27 protein-coding genes are annotated in these 25817 nt (G+C 68.4%); 14 read left to right on the top strand and 13 right to left on the bottom strand.

Going from position 1 to position 25817, the window contains the following annotated elements; all coding sequences use genetic code 11:
• Positions 1-33 precede the first annotated feature (33 nt).
• The 4 genes from BM009_RS13905 to BM009_RS13920 all read right to left on the bottom strand — a co-directional run bounded on the left by BM009_RS13905 (position 34) and on the right by BM009_RS13920 (position 6114).
• Positions 34-660, bottom strand: a complete 627-nt coding sequence (locus BM009_RS13905) for a hypothetical protein (protein ID WP_139216621.1) — start codon at positions 658-660, stop codon at positions 34-36.
• A gap of 29 nt (positions 661-689) precedes the next feature.
• Positions 690-2753: a S9 family peptidase gene (locus BM009_RS13910; RefSeq protein ID WP_093297359.1), complete on the bottom strand. Its 2064-nt coding sequence runs from the start codon at positions 2751-2753 to the stop codon at positions 690-692.
• Positions 2754-2951: 198 nt separating this feature from the next.
• Positions 2952-3251: a hypothetical protein gene (locus tag BM009_RS13915; RefSeq protein WP_093297075.1), complete on the bottom strand. Its 300-nt coding sequence runs from the start codon at positions 3249-3251 to the stop codon at positions 2952-2954.
• A gap of 22 nt (positions 3252-3273) precedes the next feature.
• Positions 3274-6114, bottom strand: a complete 2841-nt coding sequence (locus BM009_RS13920; RefSeq protein ID WP_093297076.1) for a M16 family metallopeptidase — start codon at positions 6112-6114, stop codon at positions 3274-3276.
• Between the two features lie 753 nt (positions 6115-6867).
• Between BM009_RS13920 and BM009_RS13925 the strand changes: the two genes are divergently transcribed.
• The 7 genes from BM009_RS13925 to BM009_RS13955 all read left to right on the top strand — a co-directional run bounded on the left by BM009_RS13925 (position 6868) and on the right by BM009_RS13955 (position 11778).
• Positions 6868-7515, top strand: a complete 648-nt coding sequence (locus tag BM009_RS13925; RefSeq protein ID WP_093297078.1) for a queuosine precursor transporter — start codon at positions 6868-6870, stop codon at positions 7513-7515.
• 20 nt (positions 7516-7535) lie between these two features.
• Entirely contained in the window at positions 7536-8435 is a 900-nt protein-coding gene (argB, locus tag BM009_RS13930) for an acetylglutamate kinase (protein ID WP_093297079.1), read from the top strand.
• A gap of 75 nt (positions 8436-8510) precedes the next feature.
• Positions 8511-8807, top strand: coding sequence for a YggT family protein (locus tag BM009_RS13935; RefSeq protein ID WP_175488043.1), 297 nt, complete (start codon positions 8511-8513; stop codon positions 8805-8807).
• Positions 8808-8810: 3 nt separating this feature from the next.
• Positions 8811-9119, top strand: a complete 309-nt coding sequence (locus BM009_RS13940) for a DUF167 domain-containing protein (RefSeq protein ID WP_064310313.1) — start codon at positions 8811-8813, stop codon at positions 9117-9119.
• On the top strand, positions 9109-9984 hold the full coding sequence (gene folD, locus BM009_RS13945; protein WP_093297080.1) for a bifunctional methylenetetrahydrofolate dehydrogenase/methenyltetrahydrofolate cyclohydrolase FolD: 876 nt from the start codon (positions 9109-9111) through the stop codon (positions 9982-9984). The genes BM009_RS13940 and folD overlap by 11 nt, the downstream gene beginning before the upstream one ends.
• The gene (locus tag BM009_RS13950; RefSeq protein ID WP_093297082.1) at positions 9981-10604 is read left to right on the top strand and encodes a MarC family protein; all 624 of its coding nucleotides are present in this window, start codon (positions 9981-9983) and stop codon (positions 10602-10604) included. The genes folD and BM009_RS13950 overlap by 4 nt, the downstream gene beginning before the upstream one ends.
• Before the next feature lie 55 nt (positions 10605-10659).
• The gene (locus BM009_RS13955) at positions 10660-11778 is read left to right on the top strand and encodes an acyltransferase family protein (protein WP_093297083.1); all 1119 of its coding nucleotides are present in this window, start codon (positions 10660-10662) and stop codon (positions 11776-11778) included.
• Between the two features lie 134 nt (positions 11779-11912).
• Here BM009_RS13955 and BM009_RS13960 read toward each other — a convergent pair whose 3' ends face one another.
• Entirely contained in the window at positions 11913-12188 is a 276-nt protein-coding gene (locus tag BM009_RS13960; RefSeq protein ID WP_175488018.1) for a hypothetical protein, read from the bottom strand.
• Between the two features lie 217 nt (positions 12189-12405).
• On the opposite strand from BM009_RS13960, the gene BM009_RS13965 reads away from it, so the two are divergent.
• The gene (locus BM009_RS13965; protein ID WP_093297086.1) at positions 12406-12972 is read left to right on the top strand and encodes a carboxymuconolactone decarboxylase family protein; all 567 of its coding nucleotides are present in this window, start codon (positions 12406-12408) and stop codon (positions 12970-12972) included.
• Positions 12973-13207: 235 nt separating this feature from the next.
• Here the strand turns inward: BM009_RS13965 and BM009_RS13970 are convergent, their stop codons facing one another.
• Positions 13208-13963 (bottom strand): EF-hand domain-containing protein, encoded by a 756-nt coding sequence (locus BM009_RS13970; protein ID WP_093297087.1) that lies wholly within the window; start codon positions 13961-13963, stop codon positions 13208-13210.
• 114 nt (positions 13964-14077) lie between these two features.
• Here BM009_RS13970 and ubiA point away from each other — a divergent pair, with 114 nt between their 5' ends.
• From ubiA to BM009_RS13990, 4 genes are read left to right on the top strand one after another with little or no spacing between them, the layout of a single operon-like run.
• Positions 14078-15010: a 4-hydroxybenzoate octaprenyltransferase gene (gene ubiA / locus BM009_RS13975; protein WP_093297089.1), complete on the top strand. Its 933-nt coding sequence runs from the start codon at positions 14078-14080 to the stop codon at positions 15008-15010.
• Positions 15011-15041: 31 nt separating this feature from the next.
• A complete protein-coding gene (locus tag BM009_RS13980) occupies positions 15042-16388 on the top strand; it encodes a TldD/PmbA family protein (RefSeq protein WP_093297090.1) in 1347 nt (448 codons plus the stop codon).
• A complete protein-coding gene (locus BM009_RS13985) occupies positions 16381-17154 on the top strand; it encodes a 3'(2'),5'-bisphosphate nucleotidase CysQ (protein WP_093297092.1) in 774 nt (257 codons plus the stop codon). Before BM009_RS13980 ends, BM009_RS13985 begins: the two co-directional genes overlap by 8 nt.
• Positions 17155-17206: 52 nt before the next feature.
• A complete protein-coding gene (locus tag BM009_RS13990) occupies positions 17207-18133 on the top strand; it encodes a hypothetical protein (protein WP_139216623.1) in 927 nt (308 codons plus the stop codon).
• 118 nt (positions 18134-18251) lie between these two features.
• Here the strand turns inward: BM009_RS13990 and BM009_RS13995 are convergent, their stop codons facing one another.
• Positions 18252-19757, bottom strand: coding sequence for a pentapeptide repeat-containing protein (locus BM009_RS13995; RefSeq protein ID WP_093297095.1), 1506 nt, complete (start codon positions 19755-19757; stop codon positions 18252-18254).
• A 306-nt stretch (positions 19758-20063) separates the two neighbouring features.
• Between BM009_RS13995 and BM009_RS14000 the strand changes: the two genes are divergently transcribed.
• The gene (locus BM009_RS14000) at positions 20064-20384 is read left to right on the top strand and encodes a hypothetical protein (RefSeq protein ID WP_064310305.1); all 321 of its coding nucleotides are present in this window, start codon (positions 20064-20066) and stop codon (positions 20382-20384) included.
• Between the two features lie 20 nt (positions 20385-20404).
• Here BM009_RS14000 and BM009_RS14005 read toward each other — a convergent pair whose 3' ends face one another.
• The 3 genes from BM009_RS14005 to BM009_RS14015 all read right to left on the bottom strand — a co-directional run bounded on the left by BM009_RS14005 (position 20405) and on the right by BM009_RS14015 (position 22481).
• Complete coding sequence (locus tag BM009_RS14005; RefSeq protein ID WP_093297096.1) at positions 20405-21481, bottom strand: 5-(carboxyamino)imidazole ribonucleotide synthase; 1077 nt, start codon at positions 21479-21481, stop codon at positions 20405-20407.
• Positions 21478-21963 (bottom strand): 5-(carboxyamino)imidazole ribonucleotide mutase, encoded by a 486-nt coding sequence (gene purE / locus BM009_RS14010; protein WP_093297098.1) that lies wholly within the window; start codon positions 21961-21963, stop codon positions 21478-21480. Before purE ends, BM009_RS14005 begins: the two co-directional genes overlap by 4 nt.
• 62 nt (positions 21964-22025) lie before the next feature.
• A complete protein-coding gene (locus tag BM009_RS14015) occupies positions 22026-22481 on the bottom strand; it encodes a DUF2721 domain-containing protein (protein ID WP_093297099.1) in 456 nt (151 codons plus the stop codon).
• 241 nt (positions 22482-22722) lie between these two features.
• Here BM009_RS14015 and BM009_RS14020 point away from each other — a divergent pair, with 241 nt between their 5' ends.
• On the top strand, positions 22723-23736 hold the full coding sequence (locus BM009_RS14020; protein WP_254772291.1) for a GNAT family N-acetyltransferase: 1014 nt from the start codon (positions 22723-22725) through the stop codon (positions 23734-23736).
• On the opposite strand, the gene BM009_RS14025 is transcribed toward BM009_RS14020, so the two are convergent.
• From BM009_RS14025 to BM009_RS14035, 3 genes are read right to left on the bottom strand one after another with little or no spacing between them, the layout of a single operon-like run.
• Positions 23712-24305: an NUDIX domain-containing protein gene (locus BM009_RS14025; protein ID WP_093297102.1), complete on the bottom strand. Its 594-nt coding sequence runs from the start codon at positions 24303-24305 to the stop codon at positions 23712-23714. The genes BM009_RS14020 and BM009_RS14025 overlap by 25 nt on opposite strands.
• Complete coding sequence (gene trmB / locus BM009_RS14030) at positions 24292-24972, bottom strand: tRNA (guanosine(46)-N7)-methyltransferase TrmB (protein ID WP_093297104.1); 681 nt, start codon at positions 24970-24972, stop codon at positions 24292-24294. The genes BM009_RS14025 and trmB overlap by 14 nt, the downstream gene beginning before the upstream one ends.
• A 49-nt stretch (positions 24973-25021) precedes the next feature.
• Positions 25022-25762 (bottom strand): EAL domain-containing protein, encoded by a 741-nt coding sequence (locus tag BM009_RS14035; protein WP_093297105.1) that lies wholly within the window; start codon positions 25760-25762, stop codon positions 25022-25024.
• Positions 25763-25817 lie beyond the last annotated feature (55 nt).

The following is a 25817-nucleotide window of genomic DNA, read 5'->3' on the forward strand; positions in this document are numbered from 1 at the left end:
GAGGGGGAAGAGATCGCAGCAGCTTTGGGAGGGTTACCCCTCCACCCCCAACTGCCAAAGCACGAACGCCATCTCGTCGGCATACCCCCGCAAACTCTCGCACCGCCCGGACTTGCCGCCATGGCCGGCGCCCATATTGGTCTTGAGCAGCAGGATGTTGTCGTCGGTCTTGGTCGCGCGCAGGCGGGTACCATGCCCTGCTTTCTCGCAGGCGCGACTAATCCACGCGGTCTCCATGTGCATCGAATGCGCTGAAATCCAATCGATCCTGGTAGGCAAATCATAGATCGTCAGTGCAAAACCGGGTGACGAGTCGTCCGACCGCAAGGCGTTGTACGCGTCTATGGCCGTGATGAAATCGTCTCGCGGTACCAGGCACACTTCTTTCAAGAACAAATTCGCCGTGACGAGACAATACTCGCCTAGCAAGTCAATGCCGTAGATTTCTGCGTGCAGTTGCGCTGCCGAGACGGTCAGGTCGCGGGGATAGCTGCGGATCAGATCCTGTATCCACGCGCCGTCATCTACCTGGGTGTAGTCGGCGCATGCCCCCCATAGAACGTCCTCGGGGGCGCGATCGACGCCCGCCTTATACGCCGACCATCGCTGAACGGCCGCCTCCTGCCAGCCTTTGCTGGCGAAGTTCTCGACGATCCGCATGCCTCGCGCTCGCGAGGGCTCGGCGGGTCTCACCCCTCCACCCCCAACTGCCAAAGCACGAACGCCATCTCGTCGGCATACTCGCGCAAACTCTCCCACCGCCCGGACTTGCCGCCATGGCCGGCGCCCATATTGGTCTTGAGCAGCAGGATGTTGTCGTCGGTCTTGGTCGCGCGCAGGCGGGCGGCCCATTTGGCGGGCTCCCAATAGGTCACGCGCGGGTCGTTGAGGCCGCCCGAGATCAGCATCGGCGGATAGGCCTGTGCGCTAACGTTATCGTACGGGCTGTAGCTGCGGATCAGCTCGAACGCCGCCTTGTCCTCGATCGGGTTGCCCCATTCGGGCCACTCGCCGGGGGTGAGCGGCAGGCTTTCGTCGAGCATGGTGTTGAGCACGTCGACGAACGGCACGTCGGCGATCACCGCGCCCCATAGTTCGGGATCGGAATTGACCACCGCGCCCATCAGCTCGCCGCCCGCCGACCGGCCGGCGATGGCGATCCGGCCGGGCGCGGTATAGCCGAGGGCGATCAGCCCCTTCGCCACGTCGACGAAATCGTGGAACGTGTTGGTGCGCTTCTCCAGCTTGCCCTCGTGATACCAATGCTGGCCGAGATCGTCGCCGCCGCGGATATGGGCGATGGCGAAGGCCATGCCGCGATCGAGGAACGACATGCGGCTGGTCGAGAAGCCTGGCGGGATGGCGTGGCCATAGGCGCCGTACGCATAGAGATAGAGCTTGCCGGTGCCGTCGCGCGGGAAGTCCTGCGGGTAGACGATCGAGACGGGCACGGCGGTGCCGTCGCGGGCGGTGATGGTCAGGCGTTCGGTGCGATACTTGCTGCCGTCATAGCCGCTGGGAATTTCCTGGACCTTCAGCGTCTCCAGCGCGCCGGTGGCGACGTCGTAATCCTGGACGGTGCCGGGAGTGACCATCGATTCATAGCCGAGGCGCAGCTTGGTGACGGCATATTCGGGGTTGTCGCCCAGGCCCGCGACATAGCTCGCCTCGGGGAAGTTCAGGCGCGTGGGCGGGATGGCGGGGTCGTAGCGGTGGAGCTCGATCTGGTCGAGCCCGTCCTCGCGGCCCTCGACCACGAAGAAATCGGCGAAGCAGGCCACCCCGGTCATGTAGAAATGGCGCGAGGGGGCGATGCGCTCGGTCCATTCGCCGGGTGCGGTGATCGGCGCGGTGACGAGGCGCCAGTTGGTGTCCACGTCGTTGGTGTGGATGAATAGCGTGCCGTCATGCTCGTCCACGTCATATTCGCGGCCCGGCTTGCGCGGGGCGACGCAGATGGGCGTGGCGGCGGGGTTGTCGGCGGGGAGCAGCCAGACTTCGCTGGTCACATGGTCGCCGGTGGCGATGGTCAGCCATCGGCGCGACGAGGTCTCGCCGACAGCGACGCGGTAGCCTTCGTCGGCCTCGCGGAACAGCTCCACGTCGTTCTCCACCGGCTCGCCGAGCTTGTGCCAGCGGGCATTGTCGGTGCGCCAGTTCTCGTTGGCGAGGCCGTAAAGAAAGCCCTTCGAATCCGCCGTCCACACGATCTCGGAGAGCATGCCCGAGATGGTGTCGGGCAGGAGTTCGCCGGTGGCGAGGTCCTTCACCCGGACTTCGAACCGCTCCGAGCCGTTGTCGTCATAGGCATAGGCGAGCAGCCGGCCGTCGGGGCTGACCGAGATCTCGCCGAGGCGGAAATATTCCTTGCCGGCGGCGAGCGGGGTCTCGTCGAGGATCAGCTGGTCCTCGCCGCCCGCGACGGGCTTGCGCCACCAGCGGGCATATTCGGCGCCGACCTCGTGATCGGTCCAGTAGAGCCAGTCGCCGTCCTTCTGGGGAACGCTGGCCTCGTCTTCCTTGATGCGGCCGCGCATCTCCTGGAACAGCGTCTCGGCGAGCGGCTTGTGGGGCGCCATGATCGCATCGAAATAGGCGTTCTCGGCCTCGAGATAGGCGAGCACGTCCTTGTCCTGCACGTCGGGATAGCCGGGGTCGCGAATCCAGGCCCAGGGGTCTTCGATGGTGATGCCGTGGCGGGTGAAGCTGTGCGGACGGGTGCCGGCGACGGGCGGCGTGGGGTTTTCGCTCATGCCCATGTTGTAGGAAGTCGTGGGGGTTGGGCAAGTCCCGATGCCCCAAGATCCTCCCCCGGAGGGGGAGGGGGACCGCCGCCGAAGGCGGTGGTGGAGGGGTGTCCCCGGCTGCAGTGGAGGACACGCCTCCAGCGTTGACACCCCTCCGTCGCGCTGCGCGCGCCACCTCCCCTTGCAGGGGAGGATTTCAGAGACTTACGCCCGCGTACCCGTGATTGGGAAGCTGCCGAACGCGCCCGCGGTGACGGTGCCGTCGAGGCTGTCGCCGTTGACGGTCGCTTCGCAGGTGAGCGTCATCGGCATCGGCACCGAAATGTCGAGCGACCAGCTCAGCGTGTCGCCATTGACCTTGCCGTCCTTGATCTCGGTCTGGCCCATCGCGCCGTTGAAGCTGCCGGTGAACGTATCGCCGTTGCTGGTGACGTTGAGGGTCGCTTCCTGATCGCCCAGCGGCGACTTGGTCACGGTGTTCCAGCTGCCATCCACATTCGCCATCGTAGAACTCTCCTTCGCGTGATTACTTGGTTGCCGGCGGGGCCTTCCCAGCCAGCGACGCTGCGCTGATCACCTCGACAGGGAGGCCGAGGCTGTCAAGCTGCGGGCGGACCTTGGCGGCGTCGCCCACCACCACCCAAACGAAGCGATCGACATCGAGTGCCCCGCGTGCCGCAGCGTCAAGCTGGGGGGCGGTGAGCGCCCGATATTTTTGCGCGATGCTGTCGTAATAATCGTCCGGGCGGTGACGGATGTCGTTCTGCTGCATCGCGCCGAGCACCGCGCCCGCGGTTTCGAATCGCCCGGCCAGCTCGCGGGTGGCGCCGTTGACCTCGCGGGTGAGCTCGGCCGAGGTGACGCCCTTGGTGGTCAGGAAGTCGCGCACCTGCTGGCGGATCGCCTGGATGGAGTCGCCGGTGCGGTCGGCCTGGACGGGCGCTTCAACCGCATAGGGCACGGCATGTTCGAGCCAGTTGAACCCGCCGCCCGCGCCGTACGACCAATGCTTGTTCTCGCGCAGTTCCATGTTGATCCGCGACAGGAAGCCGCCGCCCAGCACCTGGTTGGCGGTGATCGCGACGAGCAGGTCCCCGGTCGGATCGAGCGACGTCATCTGCCCGGCCTGGATCAGCGACTGGGGCGAAGCGGGCCGGTCGACCAGCACGATGCGGGCGCCGGTCGGCTGGGGCTTGCCGGCGAACGCCTTGACGCCGGCGGCGCCCTCGCCCTTCCAGTCGCCGAAGCGCGCCTCCAGCGCCGCCTTGACCTGCGCCAGCGGCAGGTCGCTGACCACGAAGACCTTGGCCTTGTCCGGCCGGATCCAGGCGCGGTGGAAGGCGAACAGATCGTCGCGCGACAGCTTGGCGACCGCGGCAGGATCGCCCGAGCCGTTGCCGAGCTTCGCATAGGGATAGGCGCTGCCGTAGAGGAGGCCCGGCAGCACGCGATTGGCGAGGCCGCTCGGGTCGCTCAGCTCGAACTGGATGCCGGTCAGCGTCGTCGCGCGGATCCGCTCGACTTCGGCGGGCGCGAAGGCGGGGTGCCGCACGACATCGGCGAACAGCTCCACCGCGCCGCCCAGATTGGTGCTCGGGAGGGTGAGTGTAAGGTACGTCCGATCGGCCGAGCTGCCCGCGCCGATATTGGCACCCAGCCGCTCCTCGGCCTCGGCGATCGCAATCGAATCGCGGCTGGTGGTGCCTTCCTCGAGCAGCGACAGCGCGAGGTTCTGGGTGCCCGCCTTGCCATCCGGATCGGCGGTGACGCCGGCGTCGAAGCTGAGCGAGACCTGGGTGATCGGCACCGCGCTCTGCTGCGCGTAGATCACTTCCATGCCGTTCGACAGCCTGGTCCGGGTCACGTCGGGGAAGCGGATGTCGCGCACCGGGCCGACATCGGGCAGGGGCCCGCGCGTGCCCTTGGGAATCGCCTCCTGGGCCGCGGGGGCGGCGGGCGGGACCGGCGTCGATTCCTGATAGGCCTCGCGCGCGCCCGGCTCGACGCGGATGGTCAGCGCCGGCCGCGTCAGCCATTTGGCGGCAGCGGCGCGTGCCTTGGCGGGGGTCATCGCGGCCAGCTCGCCGAGGCGCTTGCGGAAGAAGCCGGGGTCGTTGGAATAGAGCGCGCCCTCGGCCAGCGTCGCGGCCTGGGCGCGCGCCGATTCCAGTCCGGCGATCGTGCTCGCGACATTGGTGGTGGCGACGCGCTGCACTTCGTCCGCGGTCGGGCCCTTGGCGAGCAGCTCGGCCAGGATCGCATCGATCCGCTGGTTGACCAGCGCCGGGTCGACCCCCGGCTTGAGCACCGCCTGGATCTGGAACATGCCGAGCAGCGCGTTCGGATAGGCGCCGGCCGAAACGTTGACGACCAGCTTCTCCTTGCGGACCAGCGCATTGTCGAGCCGCGAACTGGCAAGCCCGCCGAGCACCTGGCCGAACACTTCGAGTGCGACCGAATCCGGGTCGTTGAGCCCGGGGATCGCCCAGCTGCGCACGATCAGCGCGGCGGGCACGCTGTCCTTGAGCAGGATCGTCTTGGGCGCGGCGCGGACCGGCATCGTCACGCTGGGCGGGGTGCTCTTCGGGCCACGCGGGATGCTCCCGAAATATTTCTCGACCAGTGGCCGCGCCTCGGCCGCGTCGATGTCGCCGGCAAGGACCAGCACGGCGTTGTTCGGGCCATAATGGTCGTGGAACCAGCCCTTCACATCGGCGAGGCTGGCCTTGTCGAGATCGGCCATCGATCCGATCGGCAGATGCCCATAGGGGGTGCCGCCGAACAATTCGGCGAACATCGGATATTTCATCAGGCCATAGGGCTGGTTGTCGCCCTGGCGCTTTTCGTTCTGGACGACGCCGCGCTGCTCGTCGAGCACGGCCTGGGTGATCGCCGGGGTCAGCCAGCCCATTCGGTCGCTTTCGAGGAACAGCGCGCGGGCGAGCGCGGGCTTGGGCACCGTCTCGAAATAATTGGTGCGATCGAAGCTGGTGGTGCCGTTGAGATCGGTCGCGCCGACCTGCTTGAGCGGCTCGAAGAAATCGCCGGGGGCGTTCTGCGAGCCGTTGAACATCAGATGCTCGAACAGATGCGCGAAGCCGGTCTTGCCGGCAGGCTCGAAGGTGGAACCGACATCGTACCACACCGACAGCGCGACGACGGGTGCCTTGCGATCGGTATGCACGATGACGCGCAGGCCGTTGTCGAGCGTGAACTGCTCATAGGGGAGCTTCACCTGATCAACGAGCGTGGACAGCGGCGCGGGCGCGGGCGCGGTGGCGGTAGGGGCCTGCTGGGCGGGGGCGGGCAGGGCAGGCGCGGCGAGCGCGATCAGGGCAGTGGTGCAGAGCAGGCGCATGGACGGCATGGAAGCGGAGTCCCCCGGGGATGTGATGGACGGTACCATAGCTGTGCGGGCGGGGGCGGCAAGCGGGGCCTTAGGGGCGGTCAGGCGTGCGTAGACCCGCGAGGCGCGTCATCCCGGCGGAAGCCGGATCCATTGGGGTCTCCGTTCTCGCGCTTGCTGAGGCGAAGCGGCAAATGGATCCCGGCTTTCGCCGGGATGACGGCTTGGAGGGCTGGGCCTTCATTTGCTGATGCGGCATTTTTCGGGTTCGCGGTGGAACGTCTGGCGCTGTTCGCAGGCGAATACGGACCGCGATCACATTCGCCCGGCTGCGGACGTTACCCTCTTCGTCCACCTTCGGTGCGTCGGAGCGAAGAGAAATGGTTGCTGCGTGCTTTCCCTCTCCCGCCTGCGGGAGAGGGAGGGAGCCGCCGCCAGGCGGCGGAAGGGTGAGGGTGTGGGGGGCGAATGCGGCCCTTTTCTTCGCCCGACTCACCCTCACCCCGGCCCTCTCCCGCAAGCGGGAGAGGGAGAGGGAAACACCAATGCCGCGCTACCTCGCCGACGAACCGGCGATGCTCCGCGATATCGCCCGGGAGTTCGTCGCCGAAACCCCTCGCATCATCTGGGGCAGTCTAAATCCCGTACGACCCCTAGCCACCAACGGTCGCCAGTCGACAGAAGCGCCGAGCGTTGCCTTTGGCGGCATCACGGCCCACAGTCGAGACACCCCCGCCCCTTCCACCGCGCCGCCTTTGGCGCTAGCACCCGGCGATGGATACCCCCAAGCTCGCCATCCCCCGTTCGCTGTTCGTTTATGCCATCCTCTATGGCGGCATGGTCTGCATGGCGGGCGTGCTGGGCGTGAAGCAGGTAGCGCTCGGCCCGCTGGCGGTGGAGGCGGGGATCTTCGCCTTCCTGCTGCTCGTCGTGCTGTCGAGCGCGGTGGCCGAGCTGCACGGCCAGGCGATCGCCACCGGGCTGGTGCGGCTGGGCTTCGTGCCGCTGCTGATGTCCGCCGCGCTGATCCAGCTGGTGCTGATCCTGCCGACCGATCCCGGCATGTATCCGCCCGCGGTCGCCGCCTTCCCGATCGTCGTCGGGCAGGGGATGCGGATGATGCTTGCCGGCTTCATCTCCTACGGCACGTCGCAGACGCTCAACGTGTTTATCTTCAACAAGCTGCGCGGGCGGGAAGGGCCGGGCGGGCTGGTGTGGTTCCGCGGCATGGTGGCGAGTGTGGTGTCGCAGATCGTCGATACCGTGCTGTTCATCAGCATCTCCTTCCTCGGCGAACGGCCGATCCTCGAGCTGATGGCCGGGCAGATGCTCACCAAGGTGGTGCTGTCGATCGTGCTCGTGCCGTTCCTGATCACCGGCGCGGTGGCCTTGGGACGCGCTCTCGATGGACGTAGGGCCTGAGCGGCTCTAAAGGGCCGCGCATGACCGACCACGCACCCCATCCGGCGCTGCTCGCCAAGGCCGAGACCCTCACCGAGGCGCTGCCCTATCTGCAGCGTTATGCCGGCGCCACCTTCGTCGTGAAATATGGCGGCCACGCCATGGGCGATCCCGAGCTGGCGCGCGACTTCGCCGAGGACGTGGTGTTACTGAAGGCGGTGGGGATCAACCCGATCGTCGTCCATGGCGGCGGCCCGCAGATCGGCCGGATGCTCAAGCGCCTGGGCGTCGAATCGACCTTCGTGGGCGGCCTGCGGGTGACCGACAAGGCGACCGCCGAGATCGCCGAGATGGTCCTGGCCGGATCGATCAACAAGGAAATCGTCGCCTGGATCGCCGCGGCCGGCGGCAAGGCCGTGGGCATCTCGGGCAAGGATGCGGGCCTGGTCCGCGCCGAGAAGGTGCAGCGCACCGAGGCCGATCCGCTGCAGGGCATCGAACGGCATGTCGACCTCGGCTTCGTCGGCGAGCCGGTGGCGGTGGACATCTCCATTCTCCAGTCGCTTGCGGCGTCGGGCTTCATTCCTGTCGTGTCGCCGATCGCGCTGGGCGCGGACGGGCACACCTACAATATCAACGCCGATACCATGGCGGGCGCGATCGCGGGGGCGTGCGGCGCGAAGCGCTTCTTCCTGCTGACCGACGTGCCCGGCGTGCTGAGCAAGACCGGCGACCTGCTCACCGATCTCGATGCGGCGCGGGTGCAGGCGCTGAAGGACGACGGCACCATCTCGGGCGGGATGATCCCCAAGGTGGAGACCTGCGTCAACGCGGTGGCGGCGGGCGTCGATGCGGCGGTGATCCTCGACGGGCGCATCCCGCACGGCATGCTGCTGGAGATCTTTACTCGCCAGGGCGTCGGTACGCTGGTGCACGCCTGATTGTTCGGCGCGCATTTCATCCTATATCGCACCTGAAACGGTGTCGCGGAGAGTGAATTGACCCAGATTGGCCTGATGCTGCTGCAGATCGTGCAGGTGCTGCTCAACATCGTCTGGTGGATCATCGTGATCCAGGCGGTGCTGTCGTGGCTGATCCAGTTCAACGTCATCAACACGCACAGCGATTTCGTCCGCGCGGTTTGGAACGCGCTGTACCGGATCACCGAGCCGCTCTACCGCCCCTTCCGGCGCATCCTGCCCGATTTCGGCGCGCTGGATCTCTCGCCTTTGGTCGTGCTGCTGATCCTCTACATCCTGCAGAACATCGTGATCCCGCGGATCGCGATCATGATCGCCGGCGCCGCGTTCTGAGCCGTGCCGGCCTGGCGGCCTAGCGCCACCGGAATCGAGATCGCCGTGCGCGTGACGCCCCGTGCGTCGCGCGACGTGCTGGCGGCCGGCACCGACGAGCATTTCGCCGCCCGCCTCGCCGCACCCCCGGTGGAGGGCGCCGCCAATGCCGCGCTGGTGCCGCTGGTCGCCAAGGCGTTCGGGGTTCCCAAGCGCGACGTAACGCTGATCGCGGGCGAGACGTCGCGACTCAAGCGACTTTCGATCGCGGGAGACGGTGCGGCGCTGGAACAAATCGCCCGCAGCCTCTATGGCGAGGCGCATGACGGCTGAGATCATCGACGGCAAGGCATTTGCCGCGGGCCTGCGCGCCCGCATCGCGACCCTGGTTCCTGCATTCGAAGCGGCGGCGGGCCGCGTGCCCGGCCTCGCCGTGGTGCTGGTGGGCGAGGACCCCGCCTCCGCCGTCTATGTCCGCTCCAAGGGCAAGCAGACGCGCGAGGCCGGCATGGCGAGCTTCGAGCACAAGCTGCCCGCCGACACCACGCAGGCGGACCTGCTCGCGCTGGTCGACAAGCTGAATAAGGACGCGTCGGTGGACGGCATCCTCGTCCAGCTGCCGCTGCCCAAGCACATCAACGAACTCGACGTGCTGCTGCGCATCTCGCCCGAGAAGGACGTGGACGGCTTCCACCCGGTCAATGCCGGCCGGCTCGCGACGGGCCTGGAGGGCTTCGTGCCCTGCACCCCGCTGGGCTGCCTGATGCTGCTGCAGGACAAGCTGGGCAGCCTGTCCGGCCTCGACGCGGTGGTGATCGGCCGCTCGAACATCGTCGGCAAGCCGATGGCGGCCCTGCTCACCAAGGCGAGCGCGACGGTGACGATCGTTCATTCGCGCACCCGCAACCTGCCGCATTATCTCCGCCATGCCGATATCGTCGTGGCGGCGGTGGGCATCCCGCATTTCGTCAAGGGCGAGTGGCTGAAGCCCGGCGCCACGGTGATCGACGTCGGCATCAACCGCACCGACAACGGCCTGGTCGGCGATGTCGACTTCGACGGCGCGGCGAGCGTCGCGGGCGCGATCACGCCGGTGCCGGGTGGTGTCGGCCCGATGACCATTGCCTGTCTGCTGCGCAACACTTTGGTCGCCGCGCACCGCAATGCCGGAGTCCCGCTCGAGGCAGACGCGATTTGATCGAGCTGTTCGTCTCGTCCTTCGTCACCTTCTTCGTCATCATTGACCCGCCCGGCTGCGCGCCGATCTTCGCGGGGCTGACGGCGGGGACCAACGCCGTGCATCGCCGCGCGATGGCGGTGCGCGCGGTGATGGTCGCCGCGATCATCCTGTTCGGCTTCGCGCTGTTCGGCGAGGCGCTGCTCCACGCGCTGGGGATCAGCCTCAACGCCTTCCGCATCGCCGGCGGCATCATGCTGTTCCTGATCGCGCTGGAGATGGTGTTCGAGAAGCGCACCGAACGCCGCGAGGACCGCGCGGAGAAGGTGAAGGCCGAGGATCCGGTCGACATCTCGATCTTCCCGATGGCGATGCCGATGATCGCCGGGCCGGGATCGATCGCCTCGGTGATGCTGCTGATGGCGCAAAGCAAGGGCATCGAGCAGTCGCTGGTCGTGCTGGCGGCGATGCTCGCGGTGCTGCTGCTGTGCGTGCTGGCGCTGCTGGCGGCGGGGCCGATCATGCGGATCGTCGGCGCGCGGATCGAGGCGGTGGTGTCGCGGCTGCTCGGCGTGCTGCTCGCGGCGCTGGCGGTGCAGTTCGTGATCGACGGCATCCCCGCGGCGCTGGCGGCGGGGTAAAGCCGACACGCGCAGATCGGTTGGCGAGCGCAACGTTTCGCTTCATACCGGGGGAATGGTCTCGACCCCCGCACCCGCCCCGACACAGCGCAACGCCGGCATCGATCTGGTGCGCGTGCTGATGACGATGCTCGTCATCCTGCACCATAGCGCGATCGTCTATGGCGGGTCGGGGGGATGGTTCTGGCGGGAAGAACCCAACGCGTCGAACCCGCTGCTGGTGATGTTCAATGCGGTCAACCAGTCCTATTTCATGGGCTTGTTCTTCCTGCTCGCCGGCTATTACACGCCGGCCTCGTTCGACCGGAAGGGCGCGGGCCGCTATCTGGCGGACCGCTGGATCCGGCTCGGGCTGCCGCTGCTGGCGTTCTTCTTCATCCTGTTCCCGCTTACCGTCGCGCTCGCCGACGCCACCGGCGGTGCGGATCTGCTGCGGCGCTGGGGGCAGGGGATCGTCGGCGGGACGCATGGCCCCGGCCCGCTCTGGTTCGCGATCGCGCTGCTGATCTTCGCGCATGTCTATGCCCTGTTGCGCCGGGCCGGCGCGTTTCCGGCCGACGGGCGAACGGCGGTGGCGCTGCCCCGGGCGTCGATTTTCCTGCTGGCGATGGTCGGGATCGGCCTAATGGCGTTCGCGGTGCGGCTGGTGATCCCGGTCGGCCACGAGGTGCTGTGGCTGCAGCTCGGTTATTTCCCCGGCTACATCCTGCTGTTCCTGGCCGGCATCGCCGCTGCGCCGCATCGGCTGCTGGAGCGGATCGCGATGCGCGCGGCGCTGCCCTGGCTGGCGGTCGCCGTGCTTGCCATTGCGACGCTTCCCGTCGTGCTCCTCCTGCACGGTGCTGCGGGCGGCTTCGAAGGCGGATGGAACTGGAACGCGCTCTATTATGCGCTGTGGGAGCCGTTCGTCGCGACCGGGGTGATCCTGACGCTGTTCGCCTGGGCCACGAAGCCCGGACGGCAGTCGGGAGCGGTGGGGCAGTGGTTCGCAGCGAATGCGTTCGGCGCGTTTATCGTGCACCCGCCGGTCGTCGTCGCGCTCGGCAGATGGGCGGCGACCATGCCCTATGCGCCCTTGGTCAAGTTCGTCGGGGTTTCCGCCGCCGCCTGTCTCGGCGCCTTCGCGGTTGCCGCCGCGTTGCGGGCGATCCCCGGCGTGCGGCGCGTTCTCTGACGAGGCTAGCGTGCGATCGCAGGAGCCAACCCGGCGCCGGCTGCGGAGTATGGCGGGATCCGCGGATGGGCTACCTACTGGTCGCCGTAATTTCGCAGCTAAGCGATGGTGTCGGCTTCCGCCCACTGGCGGACCTAAGCGTCGCGCCAGTAGCGGACATCCCAACCGATTAACTCCGAAGCGACAGCGCGTGACAGTAGGCGTCCTTGCTCTTCGAATGCTTGCTCGTCCGCCTTCGACGCAAATCCCGAGGCCCTCGGATCGTCTCGATTCAAAGTCGCGTCGTAAATGCCTGCCCAAGACCACAAATCGGCGACGAGCTGCGGACTGAGGCCGATGTCTTCAGGCCTGATGTCCCCCGCGCGCTCCTGATCGTCCCACCAAAGCGGGGCGCAGTCGTAATCGGTCATGACCCTGATCTTCATCCCCATAAAATGCTGATTAAGGGGCTGGAAGGCAACGTCCGCTCTCCACCATTTACGGACGTTCAGCTTCCCCGGATCCGTTCTGCAGCCGCTGCTTCAGCGGCGACCCATATCCTCGCGTAGGATCGCCGGAGCCAACCGCGTGCTGTAGCATTTGTGCAGCGCGGCATCCCCGCCGCGCCCAGCGAAGGACTGCACGACCATGCGCCTGCCCCTCCTGAAGCCCGACCAGCTCTCCGACGACCAGAAGCCGCTTTATGACGACATGAAGCGCGGCATTTCGTCCAACTTCAACGCCTTTGTCGCGGTGGGCGAGGACGGCAGCCTGATGGGACCGTGGAACCCCTGGCTGCACGAGCCGAAGATCGGCGGCGCGATCTGGGAACTGACCAAGGCGATGTCGATGGAAGCGACGCTGCCCGATCCGGCGCGGCAGATCGCGATCCTCGTCACCGGCGCGCATTTCGATGCGGCGTACGAGATCTACGCGCATGTCGCGGTGGCCGAGACCGAGAAGATGTCCCCGGCGCGGATCTCGGCGATCTGCGCGGGGCTCAAACCCGTGGATCTGGACGAGCAGGAAAATGTCGCGTTCGACGTCGCCTATGCGCTGGTGAAGGGCGGGGTGTTGCCCGAGCCTTGCTACCGGCTGGCGGTGGAGACCTTCGGCCAGCATGGGGCGAACGAGCTGATCTATCTGGTGGGGCTGTACAGCCTGGTTTCGGTGACGCTCAACGGGTTCAATGTGCCGGTGCCGGAGCGGGAGTAGGGGCTTCCCTTAGCCACCCTCACCGACCCCGACTCACCCTCACCCTTCCGGCGCTTCGCGCCTCCCTCCCTCTCCCGCAGGCGGGAGAGGGATTCTAACCTCGGCCCTCTCCCGCCTGCGGGAGAGGGAGCATCGGGTGAACAGCGCCCCGCGCTGTTCAGGCCCTGCTGGGGGCAGGGCCGACCCCATGCTGACCCGCCGCCGTAGGCGGTGGGGAGGGTGAGGGTGAGTGGGTTTAGCCGCCCATGCCGCCGCCGATGCCGCCGCCCATGCTGCCGCCCATGCCGCCACCGCGATGCCCGCCGCCGCCGCGCCGGCCGCCGCCCTCGCCACCGCCGCCGCGCCCGCCGCGACCCCCGCGCTTGAACGCGCCGGGGTGGAGGTCGGGCAGTTCGGCCTTGGTGATCTTGCCGTCATGGTTGGTGTCGAGCAGGTCGAAGCGGCGCTTGGCCGAGCTCATGAACTCGATCGCGCTGACGCCGCCGTTCAGGCTGGTGTCCGCCGCGGTCACCGGCTCGGGGCTGCCGAGATAGTTGAACCGCGCAAGGCCGCTCAGCACGCGGGTGGAGCCGATGTCGGCGGCCTTCACCTCGCCATTGTCGCCCATCGTCGGGCCGCCGGTCTCGAAGCCGCCGCCGCGCGCCTCGGGGGCGAGCACGGTCTCGTAATGCTCGATGTCGCCGGGGTCGATCTCGCCGTCGCCCTTGCGATCGAGCACCTTGAACCAGCGCATCGCATCGTCGCGGAACTCGTCGAGGCTCAGCGCGCCGTCATGATCGGCGTCGGCGCCGTCGAACCATGCATCGGCCGGGGCCTTGCCGTCCGTGGTGCCGCGGAACGGCTCGCCCATCGGGCTGATGAACAGGCCGCGCGGACGCGGGGCCCCAGGCCCCCCGGGGCCGCCCGGGCCACCCGGCGGCGGCGGGCCGTCCTGCGCCTGCGCATTGCTCGCCAGCACCAGCAACAGTCCTGCCAAACCCAGCATCCGCATCTTTGAACCCTCCACCCGAAAACCGATTCGTCTCGCTAGCTAGCGATTGTCGCAAAATTGTGCCCGCAAATTTCGGCTTGGGGGCAGGCCTGCGCTTGTGGCAGCAGGCGAGGCATGACCGGCGCCACCCCCATCACCCCCGATACCGAACATCGCGGCCTTGTCGGCCTGTTGCCGCGCGGCTGGCGACCCTATGCGCTGCTCGCGCGGCTGGACCGGCCGATCGGCTGGTGGCTGCTGTTCCTGCCCTGCGCCTGGGGGGCGCTGCTCTCGGGGCTGCCCGAGGGGGCGTGGTGGCGGATCGGGGCGATGCTGCTCGGCGCGATCGCGATGCGCGGCGCGGGATGCGTCTATAACGATATCGTCGATCGCGACCTCGACGCGCAGGTGGAGCGCACCCGCAGCCGCCCGCTGCCCAGCGGCGCCGTCTCGCTGCGCGCGGCCTGGACCTGGCTGGCGGTGCTGCTGGCTGTCGGCTTCGGGGTGTGGCTGGCGATGCCGCTGCCCGCCAAGCTCTGGTCGCTGGCGACGCTGCCGGTGGTCGCTGCCTATCCGTTCATGAAGCGCATCACCTGGTGGCCGCAGGCGTTCCTGGGCATCGTGTTCGGATCGGGTGCGGTGGTGGGGTTCGTCGCGGGCGATCCCGGGGCGGCCTTTGCCAGCCGGCAGGGCGCGCAATGGTGGCTCTATGCCGGCACCATCCTGTGGGTGATCGGCTATGACACGATCTACGCGCTGCAGGATGTGGAGGACGACGCGATCGTCGGGGTCCGCTCCTCGGCGCGGCGGATGGGGGCGCAGGTGCGGGGCGGCGTCGGGCTGCTCTATGTCGGCGCGGCGGGGCTGTGGGCGGCGGCGCTTTGGACGGTGCGGCCCGATCCGCTGGCGCTGCTCGCGCTGCTGCCGGTGGCGGTACATTTCGTCTGGCAGCTGGCGACGCTGAAGCCTGCCGACGGCGCCAATGCGCTGCGCCGTTTCCGCGCCAATCGCGATGCGGGGTTCCTGATGCTCGCCGCCTGCGCGGTGGTGGGAATGTCCGGACTTTGATTTTGTGCTCCCGCGCTCCTAAGTCGCGGGGATGCTGAACAACGATCAGGCCCTGGAGCGCGCCGCCGATGCGGTGGCGCGTGCCCGCCGTGCGGGGGCCGATGCCGCCGACGCGGTCTTCTCCGCCGACCGCTCGCTTTCCGTTTCCGTCCGGATGGGGGCGCTGGAGGATGTCGAGCGCTCCGAGGCAGAGGAGCTGGACCTGCGCGTGTTCGTCGGCAAGCGCTCGGCCAGCGTCTCGACCAGCGACCTGAGCAGCGACGCGATCGCGACGCTGGTCGAGCGCGTCGTTGCGATGGCGCGCGAGGCGCCCGAGGACCAATGGGCGGGTCTGGCGCCTGAGGATCGGCTGATGCACGGGCTGCCGCCGCATCTCGACCTGGACGACGGCGCCGAGGTGGAGCCCGCCGCGCTCAAGGCGCGCGCGCTCGCCGCCGAGGAGGCCGCGCGGGCGGTGCCGGGCGTGACCAACAGCGAAGGCGCCGGCGCGGGCGCGAGCCGGGTGCAGCTGGCGCTGGTGACCAGCCACGGCTTCCACGGCGCCTATGCACAGTCGAGCCATGGCATCTCCGCCAGCGTGCTCGCCGGCAGCGGCGGCGCGATGGAGCGCGACCATGCCCACCACTCGGCCCGCCATGCCGCGATGCTGGATTCGCCCGAGTCGATCGGCCGGCTGGCCGGCGAGCGCGCGGTGGCGCGGCGCAACCCGCGCAAGATCCCCAGCGGCGCGATGCCGGTGGTGTTCGATCGGCGCGTTTCCTCGGGGCTGCTCGGCCATCTGATGGGGGCGATCTCGGGCGCGGCGATCACCCGCAAGACCAGCTTCCTGCTCGATGCGCTGGGTACCCAGATCTTCGCGCCGGGCGTGACCATCTGGGACGACCCGCACCGCCCGCGCGGCATGCGCTCGCGCCCGTTCGACGGCGAGGGGCTGCCGGTCAGCCGCATGCAGATCGTCCGCGAGGGGATGCTGGAGACCTGGCTGCTGGAGAGCGCCGCGGCGCGCCAGCTCGGGCTCGAGCCGACCGGCCACGCCACCCGCGGCGGGGGCGGCGCGCCCGGCGTGTCGCCGAGCAACCTCTATATGGAAGCGGGGCATGTGCCCGCCGAGACGCTGATCGGCGAGATCGAGCATGGCCTCTATGTGTTCGAGCTGATCGGCCAGGGCGTCAACGGCGTGACCGGCGACTATAGCCGCGGCGCCGCGGGCTTCCTGATCGAGAAGGGCGAGCTCACCGTGCCGGTTTCCGAGGTGACGATCGCGAGCAACCTCAAGGACATGTTCCTGGCGCTGACCCCGGCCAACGACCTCGAGTTCCGCTATGGCATCAACGCGCCGACGGTCCGTATCGACGGGATGACGATCGCCGGTGCCTGAGCTCGCCGCCGACATCGCGGCGATCGCCGCCGAGGCGGGGCGCCACGCGATGGCGCGCTGGCAGTGCGATTTCGCGCGCTGGGAAAAGGTGCCCGGCCATCCGGTCTGCGCGGTGGACCTGGAGGTGGACGCGCTGCTCCGCGACCGGCTGGGGGCGCTGCTCCCCGACGCCGGTTGGCTTTCGGAAGAGACGGTGGACAATGCCGACCGGCTGGCGCTGTCCCGGCTCTGGGTGGTCGATCCAATCGACGGCACGCGCGATTATCTGCGCGGGCGGTCCGGCTGGGCGGTGTCGATCGCGCTGGTGGAGAACGGCCAGCCGGTGATCGGCGTGCTCGACGCACCGGCACGCGGCGAAGTGTGGACGGCACGGGCCGGCGCAGGGGCATGGCGCAACGGCACGGCGCTGCACGCCGCCGAGCGCGCGGACCTGCCCGGTGCGCGGGTGCCGGCGGACCAGCTCCCCAGGGTCGACCGCGACCTGGTCACGGTCCCCAAGCCCAATTCGATCGCGCTGCGCATCGCGATGGTCGCGGCGGGCGAGGCCGACCTCGTCGCGACGCTGCGCTGGGGGCATGAGTGGGACATTGCCGCCGCGGTGCTGCTCGCCCGCGAGGCGGGGGCGGCGGTGACCGATGCGCTCGGCCAGGCGCTGGCGTTCAACACCCCAGCGGGCGAGGCGTACGGCGTGCTGGCGACGACGCAGGGTATCCACGCCGCCGCCGTGGCGCGGCTGGCGGACCGGGTTGAGCCGGGGAAGCGCTAGTCGCCCGGCGCGGCGGATTGTTTCGGTATCGCGCCTCTGGCAGGCAGGTTGCATGAGGGGCAAGATTCTCATCGCTGGCGCCGCGGCGCTTACCTGCCTCGGGGCGGCGGGACTGGGGGCCGTCCTTCTTCCTGCAACCGCAGCCTCCGGACCCGCGGCCGGCAGCCGGCCCGTCAATCGGCCGGCCTCGGCTTCGGAGTTGCCGTTGGTGTCGGACCTCGCTGCCTACAAGCTAGTCCAGGCGCAGCGACTGCCCCGCTCTCCGGAGCGTTCCCGCTTGGATGAAGCGTGCAGCGGCTATCGCCCGAAGAAGCAATCGGCCGTTGCGCAATGGGTCCGCCGGGCGGGCTGGATCGTGACCTCGGAGGCGCCGCTGGGGAAGTTCAAGGTCGTCAGCTTCGTCAGCGGGTTCGATCCGGGAACCAGCGGGCTCTGCTTCGCGCGCAATGCCAATTTGGCGGTGTTCGATCAGGGGCGTCTGGTGGCATTGGCCTTTCGCAAGCATAGCACGTCGAAGGACGACGACACGTCGCCACTGGGGCCCGTCGAAGCGCTGGAAGACGGTTCGGGCCTGCTGGTCTGGACCGACCCGCCGGGCATGCCGGTGGGCGAGTTGCGCCTTGCGGAGACAGGTCTGCGATTGGCCAATCGCGCGAAGGCGCACCGCTACTGCCACGGCCGCGTGAAGGTGCCCGACATCTATGGCGAGGACATCCCGTCGGCGCGGAAGATGCTGTCCGCCGAAGGGTGGCGCCCCGATCCTCCCGCTGAAAAGCCGGGCAAACTGGATCAAGCGCGGGTATGGGTGGAGAAGGGGTATGTCGAAGCCGAGAGGTGCGCCGGAACCGGCGTGGGCTATTGCAGCTGGAACTATCGCGCTGCGGCCGGGCGATTGGCCGTCGTCACGGTCGGCGGCGGTGGGACGGGGCAGGGGGACACGGCTGTTTCGTCCTACGGAGTCGAGTGCGCGGCGCGCTGACCGGGGGGCCTTAGCCCCCCGTCCCTTCCGCATCCTTCCGTCTGGCATGGGTAGGTGCCCACCCGGCCCGTTTCGGGCCTGACGGGCTCCTCGCCGACCGGGCTAGCCATCGGAAGCGCTAGTCGGTCGCGGCAGTGAGCTGGTCGGCGATCTTGGCTTCGGTGGCCTCATTCTTGCGGCGCTGCGCCTCGGCTTCGAGCGCCTCCTGCTTCTGCTGCTCGGCCTTCTTCGCGTCGGCGTCCTTGGCCGGGCCGTCGCGCTCCGCGTGCAGGCGGTCGGAAATGCCGGTGAGAACCCGCAGCGCCGCGCTCATCGCCACGGCCTCGTCGCTCGGGCCACCATTCAGAATGCCGAGGGCCTTGTTGCCCTCCGCGATGTCCTGGTCGTCCTTGGACAGCAGCTTCGCCTTCAGCGCGTCGATCGTGGCGAGGGGATCTTCGGTCGGATCCACGAAGCCGTGCTGCACGGTGAGCACCGAATGGGCGATATTGGCGGACTTGTTGTCCGCCACATTGGTCTCGGTGAACCACGCCGCACGCAGGCTGGCGCCGGAGAAATTGGCGCTGGAGACATCGGCGACATAGAAGTGGGCGCCGATCAGATTGGCGTTGGCGAAGTTCACATTCTCCAGCCCGTTGCTCCAGCTATGGCCTTCCGGGGAGCTGCCGGCGACTTGACCGAAGCGCGCACCCTGCAGGTCGTAGCCGGAGAAATCCTTGCCCGACAGGTCGGAGCCTTCGAAATCCCCCTTCGCGATCTTGTGATTCTTCACGTTCAGATTGACGTTCCGGAGATCGTCGAAGCGCAGCGTGAGAGACGTATAGCTGCCGCCCTGGAAATCTGCGCCGCTCAGCTTCGTGGCGTCCATCCGCACGCTGGCAAGGCCGGAGGTGCTCCGGAAGTCGACATTCTCCGCGTTGGAATATTCCGCGTTCACGCCGCCCTTGAACTCACGGAAGGTAGCGCCCGACAGATCCGAATGTTCGAAGCTGAAACTGCTCAGCGTGGCGCCGCTGAAATCGGCGTTGCGTGCGGTCGATTCGAGGAGTCGGGTGAGCTTGATTGAGGCACCCGCGAAGTTGGCACCGTCGAAATTGACGTTGGTCTTGGCGAAGTCGGCCGGGATCGGCGGCTCGGTCGTGGCCTTGTTCGAGATGCTGGCCTTGGAGAAATCGGCCGAGCGGAAATCGGCATTGTCCATCGCCGTGTTGGTCAGCGTCGCCGAGGAGAAATTGGCGCCTTCGGCCGTCACACCGGTGAGGTTCGTCTTGACGAGCGTCGCCCCGGAAAGGTTCGCGCCGCTCAGGTCCGCACCGGAGAAATCGAGGCCGCTCAGGTCCATGCCGGAAAGGTTGGCACCCTTGAGGTTGGCGTTCTTGAGGTCGAGCTTGGTCAGATCGGTGTTCCGCAGATCCTGGCCGGCGAGATCGGCAGGCGCGACGGGGGGAGCGGCCTGTTCGGCGATCAGCGCCGCGGCGGTGGCGGCAGCGAGTTGCGGCGGACGTGCATCGAGCGCGGGGGCGGCAGCGGCCTCGGTCTTGGTGCTATCGGTCGCCGTGTCCTGCGCGGTCGTTGCGGCCTGCGGCACATAGGGCACGGTGGACACCGAATTGATCGAAGACATCGCCTGTTCCCCCTTGAATTGACAGTCGAAAAGAGTCGAGCGTCAATATCCGGCGGAAAGGTGCTCAAAAGGTTAAGGTGTAGTTTTCGCAATCGTTTGCCCGCGGTGCGGCCAAGTTGTGTTGCAGTCTTGCTGCAATCTTGGCGCTAGAGTTGATCCCGATGTCCGGAATGGATGCAGTGCGGGTAGCGCCCTTTATCTTCCCAGCTGCCGTTGGGATGGATACGGCACCGGAAGGCGTATCCTACCGAACGGCCGCCGCATCCACCCTGTGCCTTTGCGCGGCTAGCGTGTAAGGGGCGCGGGATGTCGAAATCCCTTAGCACCAGCGGTGCCATCGATCTGGATGGCGTGACCTATGATTGGCGTCTGCAGCGCGAGCCCCATCTGTCCGACGACGAGGGCTGGAAGGGGATGACGATCGCGGTCGCCCAGCGCGATGCCAAGCGCGAGGCGTGGCTGGAGTTCCCGGCGCCCAAGCGCCTGCTCAAGGGGCTACCGCGCGGCCGCCTGCAACTGGACGATGCGACGATCACGCGCTGCGTTCGGTCCGCGCTGTCGGCCGGCTGGGATCCCCTGTCGCGGGGCAAGCCGGAGGTGTTCGTCGTCGATTCCGAGGGCAATTGAGCCCCGCGCGGGGATGCGCGTCAGCCTCGCTTCACCCGCGTGACATGCCCCATCTTGCGCCCCGGCCGGGCCTGGCCCTTGCCGTAGAGGTGCAGGTGCGTGCCCGGCTCGGCGAGCAGCTCGGGCCAGCGGTCGGCCTCGTCGCCGATCAGGTTTTCCATTTCCACATGCGTGCCCGTGAGCGCGGTCGAGCCGAGCGGCAGGCCGCAGATTGCGCGGACATGGTTCTCGAACTGCGAGGTCTCGGCGCCCTCGATCGTCCAGTGGCCGCTATTGTGGACGCGCGGCGCCATTTCGTTGAATACCGGGCCGTCTTCGGTCGCGAAGAACTCGCAGGTCAGCACGCCGATATGGCCCAGCGCCTCGGCGACGCGGCCGGAGAGCGCCGCCGCCTCGGTCCAGTGGCGAGCGATTTCGGCGGGGGCGGGCAGGGTGGAGCGGGCGAGGATGCCGTCCTTGTGCTCGTTCCAGGGCGGCGGATAGCTGGCCAGCGTGCCGTCCAGCCCGCGCACGGTGATGATCGAGAATTCGTGGCTGAAGGTGACAAAGCCTTCGAGGATCGCCGGGCGCTCGCCGATCGCCGCCCAGGCCGCCTCGGCCTCGGAGGCGTCGTGCAGGCGCACCTGGCCCTTGCCGTCATAGCCGAGCCGCAGTGTCTTCAGGATCGAGGGCGCGCCGATGCGGGCGATCGCCTCGTGCAGCTCGTCGCGGGTGGTGACCAGCGCCCAGGGCGCGGTGCGGCCGCCGAGGTCGGCCACGAACGACTTCTCGTTGGCGCGGTCCTGCGCGATCTCCAAGCTTCTGGCGCCGGGGCGGACGGGCACCTTGGCGGCGAGGTGCGCGACAGGGGCGAGCGCGACATTCTCGAACTCGTAGGTGATCACGTCGGCGTGGCTCGCCAGTTCGTCGAGCACGATATGGCTGTGATAATCGGCACGGGTGAAGCTGGAGGCGGTCTGCGCGGCGATGCTTTCCTCGTCGGGCGCGAGGACATGGGTGCGATAGCCGAGATTGGCGGCCGCGACCGCGATCATCCGGCCGAGCTGGCCGCCGCCGAGGATGCCGATGGTGGAACCGGGGGGGAGGATGTCACTCATGCCGGTTCCTCCGCGACGCTGTCAGTCTGGGCGGTGCGCCAGGCGATCAGCTTTTCGGTGAGGGCCGCGTCCGCGGTGGCGAGGATCGCGGCGGCGAGCAATGCGGCGTTCTTGGCGCCGGCCTTGCCGATCGCCAGCGTGCCGACGGGGATGCCGCCGGGCATCTGGACGATCGAATAGAGGCTATCCAGCCCCTTCATCGTCTTGGATTCGACCGGCACGCCCAGCACCGGCAGATGCGTCATTGCCGCGGCCATGCCGGGGAGGTGCGCCGCACCGCCGGCGCCCGCGATGATCACCTTCAGCCCGCGGTCCGCCGCGCTGGTGGCATAGTCATAGAGACGCTGCGGGGTGCGGTGGGCGGAGACGACCTTGGTCTCGTGCGGCACGCCCAGCTCCTCCAGGATCGACGCGGCGTGGCGCATCGTCTCCCAATCGGAGGTGCTGCCCATGATGATGCCGATAAGAGGTGCGTCCGCCATTGCCTGCCCGACCGTGGAATGGAAGCGGGGTGTTAGTCAGGCGGCGCCCTTAGGGCAATGGCCTAGGAATCAAGTTCGAGCAGTTCCGCGCGGACATGGATCGCCTTGAGCGAGATCCGCACCTCGACGAGGAAATAGAGCAGCCCGGCCATCAGCAGCAGCATCGAGAGGATGAAGGCCACCGCCACCCAGATGCCGACATGGAGGTTGGCCAGCCGCGAGACGAACATCAGCGCCACGACGAAGCAGATGGCGAGCGCGCTGGCGGTGCAGAGGAAGATCGCGTTGTTGATCACCGAGATGCGGCGATCGATGATCCGCAGCTCCCACACGTGGCGGTCATGCTCGGGCCCGCTGGAGCGGGGATGGAGCTCCTCGATCACTCGGGCGCGGTCGACGATGCGCGCGAGCCGGCCGACCATGGTGTTCAGGAACGCGCCGATGCCGGCGAGCAGGAACACCGGCGCGATCGCGGCCTGGATCGTTTCCGAGACGGTGGAGAGATAGAAGCCTTGCATGCATGTTCCTTATGCAAGCGGTGGTGCACTGCGTGCAAGCAGGGGCTGCACCGGATGGTAACGGGTAGGCCAGTAAGACGCTTGAATGGCCCCCACGGTCCCCGCTCCCCACCGTCATCCCCGCGAAGGCGGGGATCCATTTGCCAGGACGGACGGGGAAGAAGTCCAGGCGTTCCCACCAATGGATCCCCGCCTTTGCGGGGATGACGAGCGGGGTGGGGAGAGGGTATCCGCCACCTGTGTGCACGGCCTCGCGGACACGCTGGACGCGGTTGCGGAGCAGGCGCCGGAAAGCCACCGCTTCCTCCGGCGCGGGTGGTATGCTGCGGCGCTGCAGGCCTATGGCGGCGCGGCGCGGACGCTGGTGGTGGACGTGGCGGGCGTTCCGCTCGCGGCGCTGCCCCTCGTCGCCAGGGGGCCGCGCTGGCTGGGGCTGGCGGAGATTCCCGGTTGCTACTGGCCCTTCCGCAGTTTCCCGGTCGTGGACGGCGCGAGTCCGGCGGCAGCGGATGCGCTGCTCGGCGCGCTCGCGCGGCAGGTGCGCGCGCTGCGGGTCGGGCCGATATATGACGGCGATCCCGCGCTCGACTGGCTGCAGGCGCGGGCGCTGGCGACCGGCTGGACGCTGCTCGATCGGCAGGTGGCCGACAGCTTCCTGCTCGACATCGCCGCCGAGGACTGGCCGCGCGGCTCGACGCTGCGCAAGAACCGGCATCTGGAGAAGCATCTCGCAGGCGCGGGCGCGCTCGCCTGGGAATGGGGACCGCCGGATATCGATGCGCTCGCCGACATCGAACGGCGCAGCTGGATCGCCGATCGCACCGACGGGCACGACGCCAAGTTCACTGCCGACGGGCACGGCGCCTTCTGGGAAGCGGCGCTGCACGATCCCGTGCTGGCCGGCATGTTCTCCGCTGCGGTGCTGCGGATCGACGGCCGACCCATGGCCTTCTCGTTCGACCTGATCACCGGCGCGCGCTGCTACGCCATCGCCAACAGCTATGATCCCGCGGTGGCGAAGCAGTCGCCGGGCAAGCTGCTCCAGTACCGCAACCTGCTGCGCGCCCGCGAGCAGGGCGTGACGCTGGTCGACTGGGGTGCGGGCGACAGCGGGTACAAGCAGACGATGGGGGCGACCAAGGGCCCGGCGATCCGCGACTGGATCTTCGTGCGGCCCGGAGTGGAGGCACTCGCCGCGCGGCTATTGCGCGGTGCGTGGCGCCGCAGCGGTCAGGCGGCGGGCGGCCAGGCCTGAGCGGCGAGGCGTTCGCGCAGCGCCAGCACCAGGATCGCGGTCTTCATGTCGGCCAGCGCCGCCATGCCCTTCGCCCAAAGGTCGTCGAGCCGTATCTCGATGACCTCAATATCCTCATGGTCGTGCGCCAGCCCGCCGCCCGCGCTGGTGCGATCGGCAAGGCTGTACGGGGCGAGATAGAGGCTCAGCCGCTCGGTCGAGACCGCCGGCATGGCGAAGAAATGGCCGACCAGGTCGATCGTGCCCAGCGTGACGCCGCATTCCTCCACCGCCTCTCGGCGGGCAGTGCTCTCGGCATCCTCGCCCGGATCGATCCGCCCGGCGAGCGCCTCGTAGACCGACTCGGGCTCGCCCCGAAAGATCAGCGGCGGGCGCGACTGGCGGACCAGCAGCACCGTGCCGCGGTCCGCATCATAGGGGAGGACAGCCACGGCATCGCCGTGATCCTCGATCTGGCGGGTAATGACGCTGCCATCGGGGGTGCGCAGCGTCGCCAGCAGCAGCCGGCCCCACCCCTGATAGAGCGTCTCAACGCTTTCGATCTGGTGGTCCGGCTCAGACCCGGACATAGCGGAAATACCAGACCTCATGCCCCTGGCGGCGTGCCTTGCGCTCGTAGCGGGTCTCGGGCCAGTCGGCGGGGCGGGTGAGGAAGTCCTGCGCGGTCTGCGCCTGCCAGACGAAATCCTTGCGCTGGCCCAGCACCATCATCGCCCAGCGGCAATAGGTGGGATCGTCGGTGCCGAGGCGGAACTCGCTGCCGGGCTTGAGCTTGGCGGCGATCAGGTCGAGCGGGCCATGGTTGACCATGCGGCGCTTGGCATGGCGCGCCTTGGGCCAGGGATCGGGGTGGAGCAGGTAGACGCGGGACAGGCTCGCATCGGGCAGCCGCTCCATCACTTCCAGTGCGTCGCCCATGTGGACGCGGACATTGGCGAGCTCGCCGTCGCGAATATGGTTGAGCGCGCCGACCACGCCGTTGAGGAAGGGCTCGCAGCCGATAAAGCCATGGTCGGGCCGCATCGTCGCCTGGCCGGCAAGATGCTCGCCGCCGCCGAAGCCGATCTCGAATTCGAGCGGGCGGTCGTCGCCGAACAGCGTCTGCGCATCGAGCGGGCCGGCATCGGGCACGCTCACCTGGGGGAGCAATGCCTCGACGAGCGCGGATTGGCCCTGGCGGAGCTTGTGGCCCTGGCGGCGGCCATAGAGACGGCGGAGCGTGACGGGATCTGGCATGGGGCGCAGCGCATAGTCGCGCCGCCGCGTGCTGGCAAATCCGGGGCGTTCAGGCGGCGAGGCGGGTCACGGTAACCGGCGCACCCCAGCGGCGGACCGGGCGGGTGTAGCGGCGGACGCGCGGTGCGGCGTTCGGCGTGCCCTGGAAATGGCGGAGCCCGGCGGCGGCGGCGGCGCGCTGCTCGGCTTCCTCGCTGGGGACCGGCGCGATCACGGTGACGCCCATGCCGCGGGCGAGGCGCAGCACGCCTTCGACCAGGCGCGCGCGGGCCGGGGCGGCCTCGAGATGGTGGACCAGCGAAGGCGCGAGGCGGATCAGCCGCGGCGAGCAATGGGCGAGCAGGCCCAGCGCCAGCGGGCCGGCGGCGAAGTCGCTCAGGCCGATCATCATGCCGCGATCGGTGCAGGCATGGATCATCGCGGCGGCGGCATCGCGATCGGTCGATTCGTCGGCGCTGATCTCGACGACGATCTGGTCGAGCGGGAAGCGGTGGCGCAGCGCGGCGCGGAACAGATGGCCGAGCAGGCGATCGGGCGCACCGGCGCGGACCTGGACCGGCACCGCCAGCAGCGTGCCAGCTTCGGCCAGCCCGGCCTCGGCGGCGGCGGCGAGCGCGCGATCGAGGCGGGCGGCTTCCAGTTCGGCGCGGTCCTCGCGCAGCAGGATCGCGTCGACGGTGTGGAAGGCCTGGGGACGCGCCTGGATGCCGGCATGCCAGGCGAAGGGCTCGGCGCTGCCGTGCGCCGTGATCGGCTGCAGGTCGATCCGAAGATCCATCGTGGTGGCCATGGGGTGTGCTCCTCAACGCGATTCTTTGTGAACCTGAAGCTTGGGTACCCAATTC

This window comes from Sphingomonas sp. NFR04 (assembly GCF_900114095.1).
Taxonomy (GTDB): Bacteria; Pseudomonadota; Alphaproteobacteria; order Sphingomonadales; family Sphingomonadaceae; genus Sphingomonas.

What these genes read in the sequence shown, in the direction of transcription:
- BM009_RS13905 (WP_139216621.1), bottom strand. Translation starts at nt 660, where the DNA reads ATGCGGATCGTCGAGAACTTCGCCAGCAAAGGCTGGCAGGAGGCGGCC.
- BM009_RS13910 (WP_093297359.1), bottom strand. Translation starts at nt 2,753, where the DNA reads ATGAGCGAAAACCCCACGCCGCCCGTCGCCGGCACCCGTCCGCACAGC.
- BM009_RS13915 (WP_093297075.1), bottom strand. Translation starts at nt 3,251, where the DNA reads ATGGCGAATGTGGATGGCAGCTGGAACACCGTGACCAAGTCGCCGCTG.
- BM009_RS13920 (WP_093297076.1), bottom strand. Translation starts at nt 6,114, where the DNA reads ATGCCGTCCATGCGCCTGCTCTGCACCACTGCCCTGATCGCGCTCGCC.
- BM009_RS13925 (WP_093297078.1), top strand. Translation starts at nt 6,868, where the DNA reads ATGGATACCCCCAAGCTCGCCATCCCCCGTTCGCTGTTCGTTTATGCC.
- argB (WP_093297079.1), top strand. Translation starts at nt 7,536, where the DNA reads ATGACCGACCACGCACCCCATCCGGCGCTGCTCGCCAAGGCCGAGACC.
- BM009_RS13935 (WP_175488043.1), top strand. Translation starts at nt 8,511, where the DNA reads ATGCTGCTGCAGATCGTGCAGGTGCTGCTCAACATCGTCTGGTGGATC.
- folD (WP_093297080.1), top strand. Translation starts at nt 9,109, where the DNA reads ATGACGGCTGAGATCATCGACGGCAAGGCATTTGCCGCGGGCCTGCGC.
- BM009_RS13955 (WP_093297083.1), top strand. Translation starts at nt 10,660, where the DNA reads ATGGTCTCGACCCCCGCACCCGCCCCGACACAGCGCAACGCCGGCATC.
- BM009_RS13960 (WP_175488018.1), bottom strand. Translation starts at nt 12,188, where the DNA reads ATGACCGATTACGACTGCGCCCCGCTTTGGTGGGACGATCAGGAGCGC.
- BM009_RS13965 (WP_093297086.1), top strand. Translation starts at nt 12,406, where the DNA reads ATGCGCCTGCCCCTCCTGAAGCCCGACCAGCTCTCCGACGACCAGAAG.
- BM009_RS13970 (WP_093297087.1), bottom strand. Translation starts at nt 13,963, where the DNA reads ATGCGGATGCTGGGTTTGGCAGGACTGTTGCTGGTGCTGGCGAGCAAT.
- ubiA (WP_093297089.1), top strand. Translation starts at nt 14,078, where the DNA reads ATGACCGGCGCCACCCCCATCACCCCCGATACCGAACATCGCGGCCTT.
- BM009_RS13980 (WP_093297090.1), top strand. Translation starts at nt 15,042, where the DNA reads ATGCTGAACAACGATCAGGCCCTGGAGCGCGCCGCCGATGCGGTGGCG.
- BM009_RS13990 (WP_139216623.1), top strand. Translation starts at nt 17,207, where the DNA reads ATGAGGGGCAAGATTCTCATCGCTGGCGCCGCGGCGCTTACCTGCCTC.
- BM009_RS13995 (WP_093297095.1), bottom strand. Translation starts at nt 19,757, where the DNA reads ATGTCTTCGATCAATTCGGTGTCCACCGTGCCCTATGTGCCGCAGGCC.
- BM009_RS14000 (WP_064310305.1), top strand. Translation starts at nt 20,064, where the DNA reads ATGTCGAAATCCCTTAGCACCAGCGGTGCCATCGATCTGGATGGCGTG.
- BM009_RS14005 (WP_093297096.1), bottom strand. Translation starts at nt 21,481, where the DNA reads ATGAGTGACATCCTCCCCCCCGGTTCCACCATCGGCATCCTCGGCGGC.
- purE (WP_093297098.1), bottom strand. Translation starts at nt 21,963, where the DNA reads ATGGCGGACGCACCTCTTATCGGCATCATCATGGGCAGCACCTCCGAT.
- BM009_RS14015 (WP_093297099.1), bottom strand. Translation starts at nt 22,481, where the DNA reads ATGCAAGGCTTCTATCTCTCCACCGTCTCGGAAACGATCCAGGCCGCG.
- BM009_RS14025 (WP_093297102.1), bottom strand. Translation starts at nt 24,305, where the DNA reads ATGTCCGGGTCTGAGCCGGACCACCAGATCGAAAGCGTTGAGACGCTC.
- trmB (WP_093297104.1), bottom strand. Translation starts at nt 24,972, where the DNA reads ATGCCAGATCCCGTCACGCTCCGCCGTCTCTATGGCCGCCGCCAGGGC.
- BM009_RS14035 (WP_093297105.1), bottom strand. Translation starts at nt 25,762, where the DNA reads ATGGCCACCACGATGGATCTTCGGATCGACCTGCAGCCGATCACGGCG.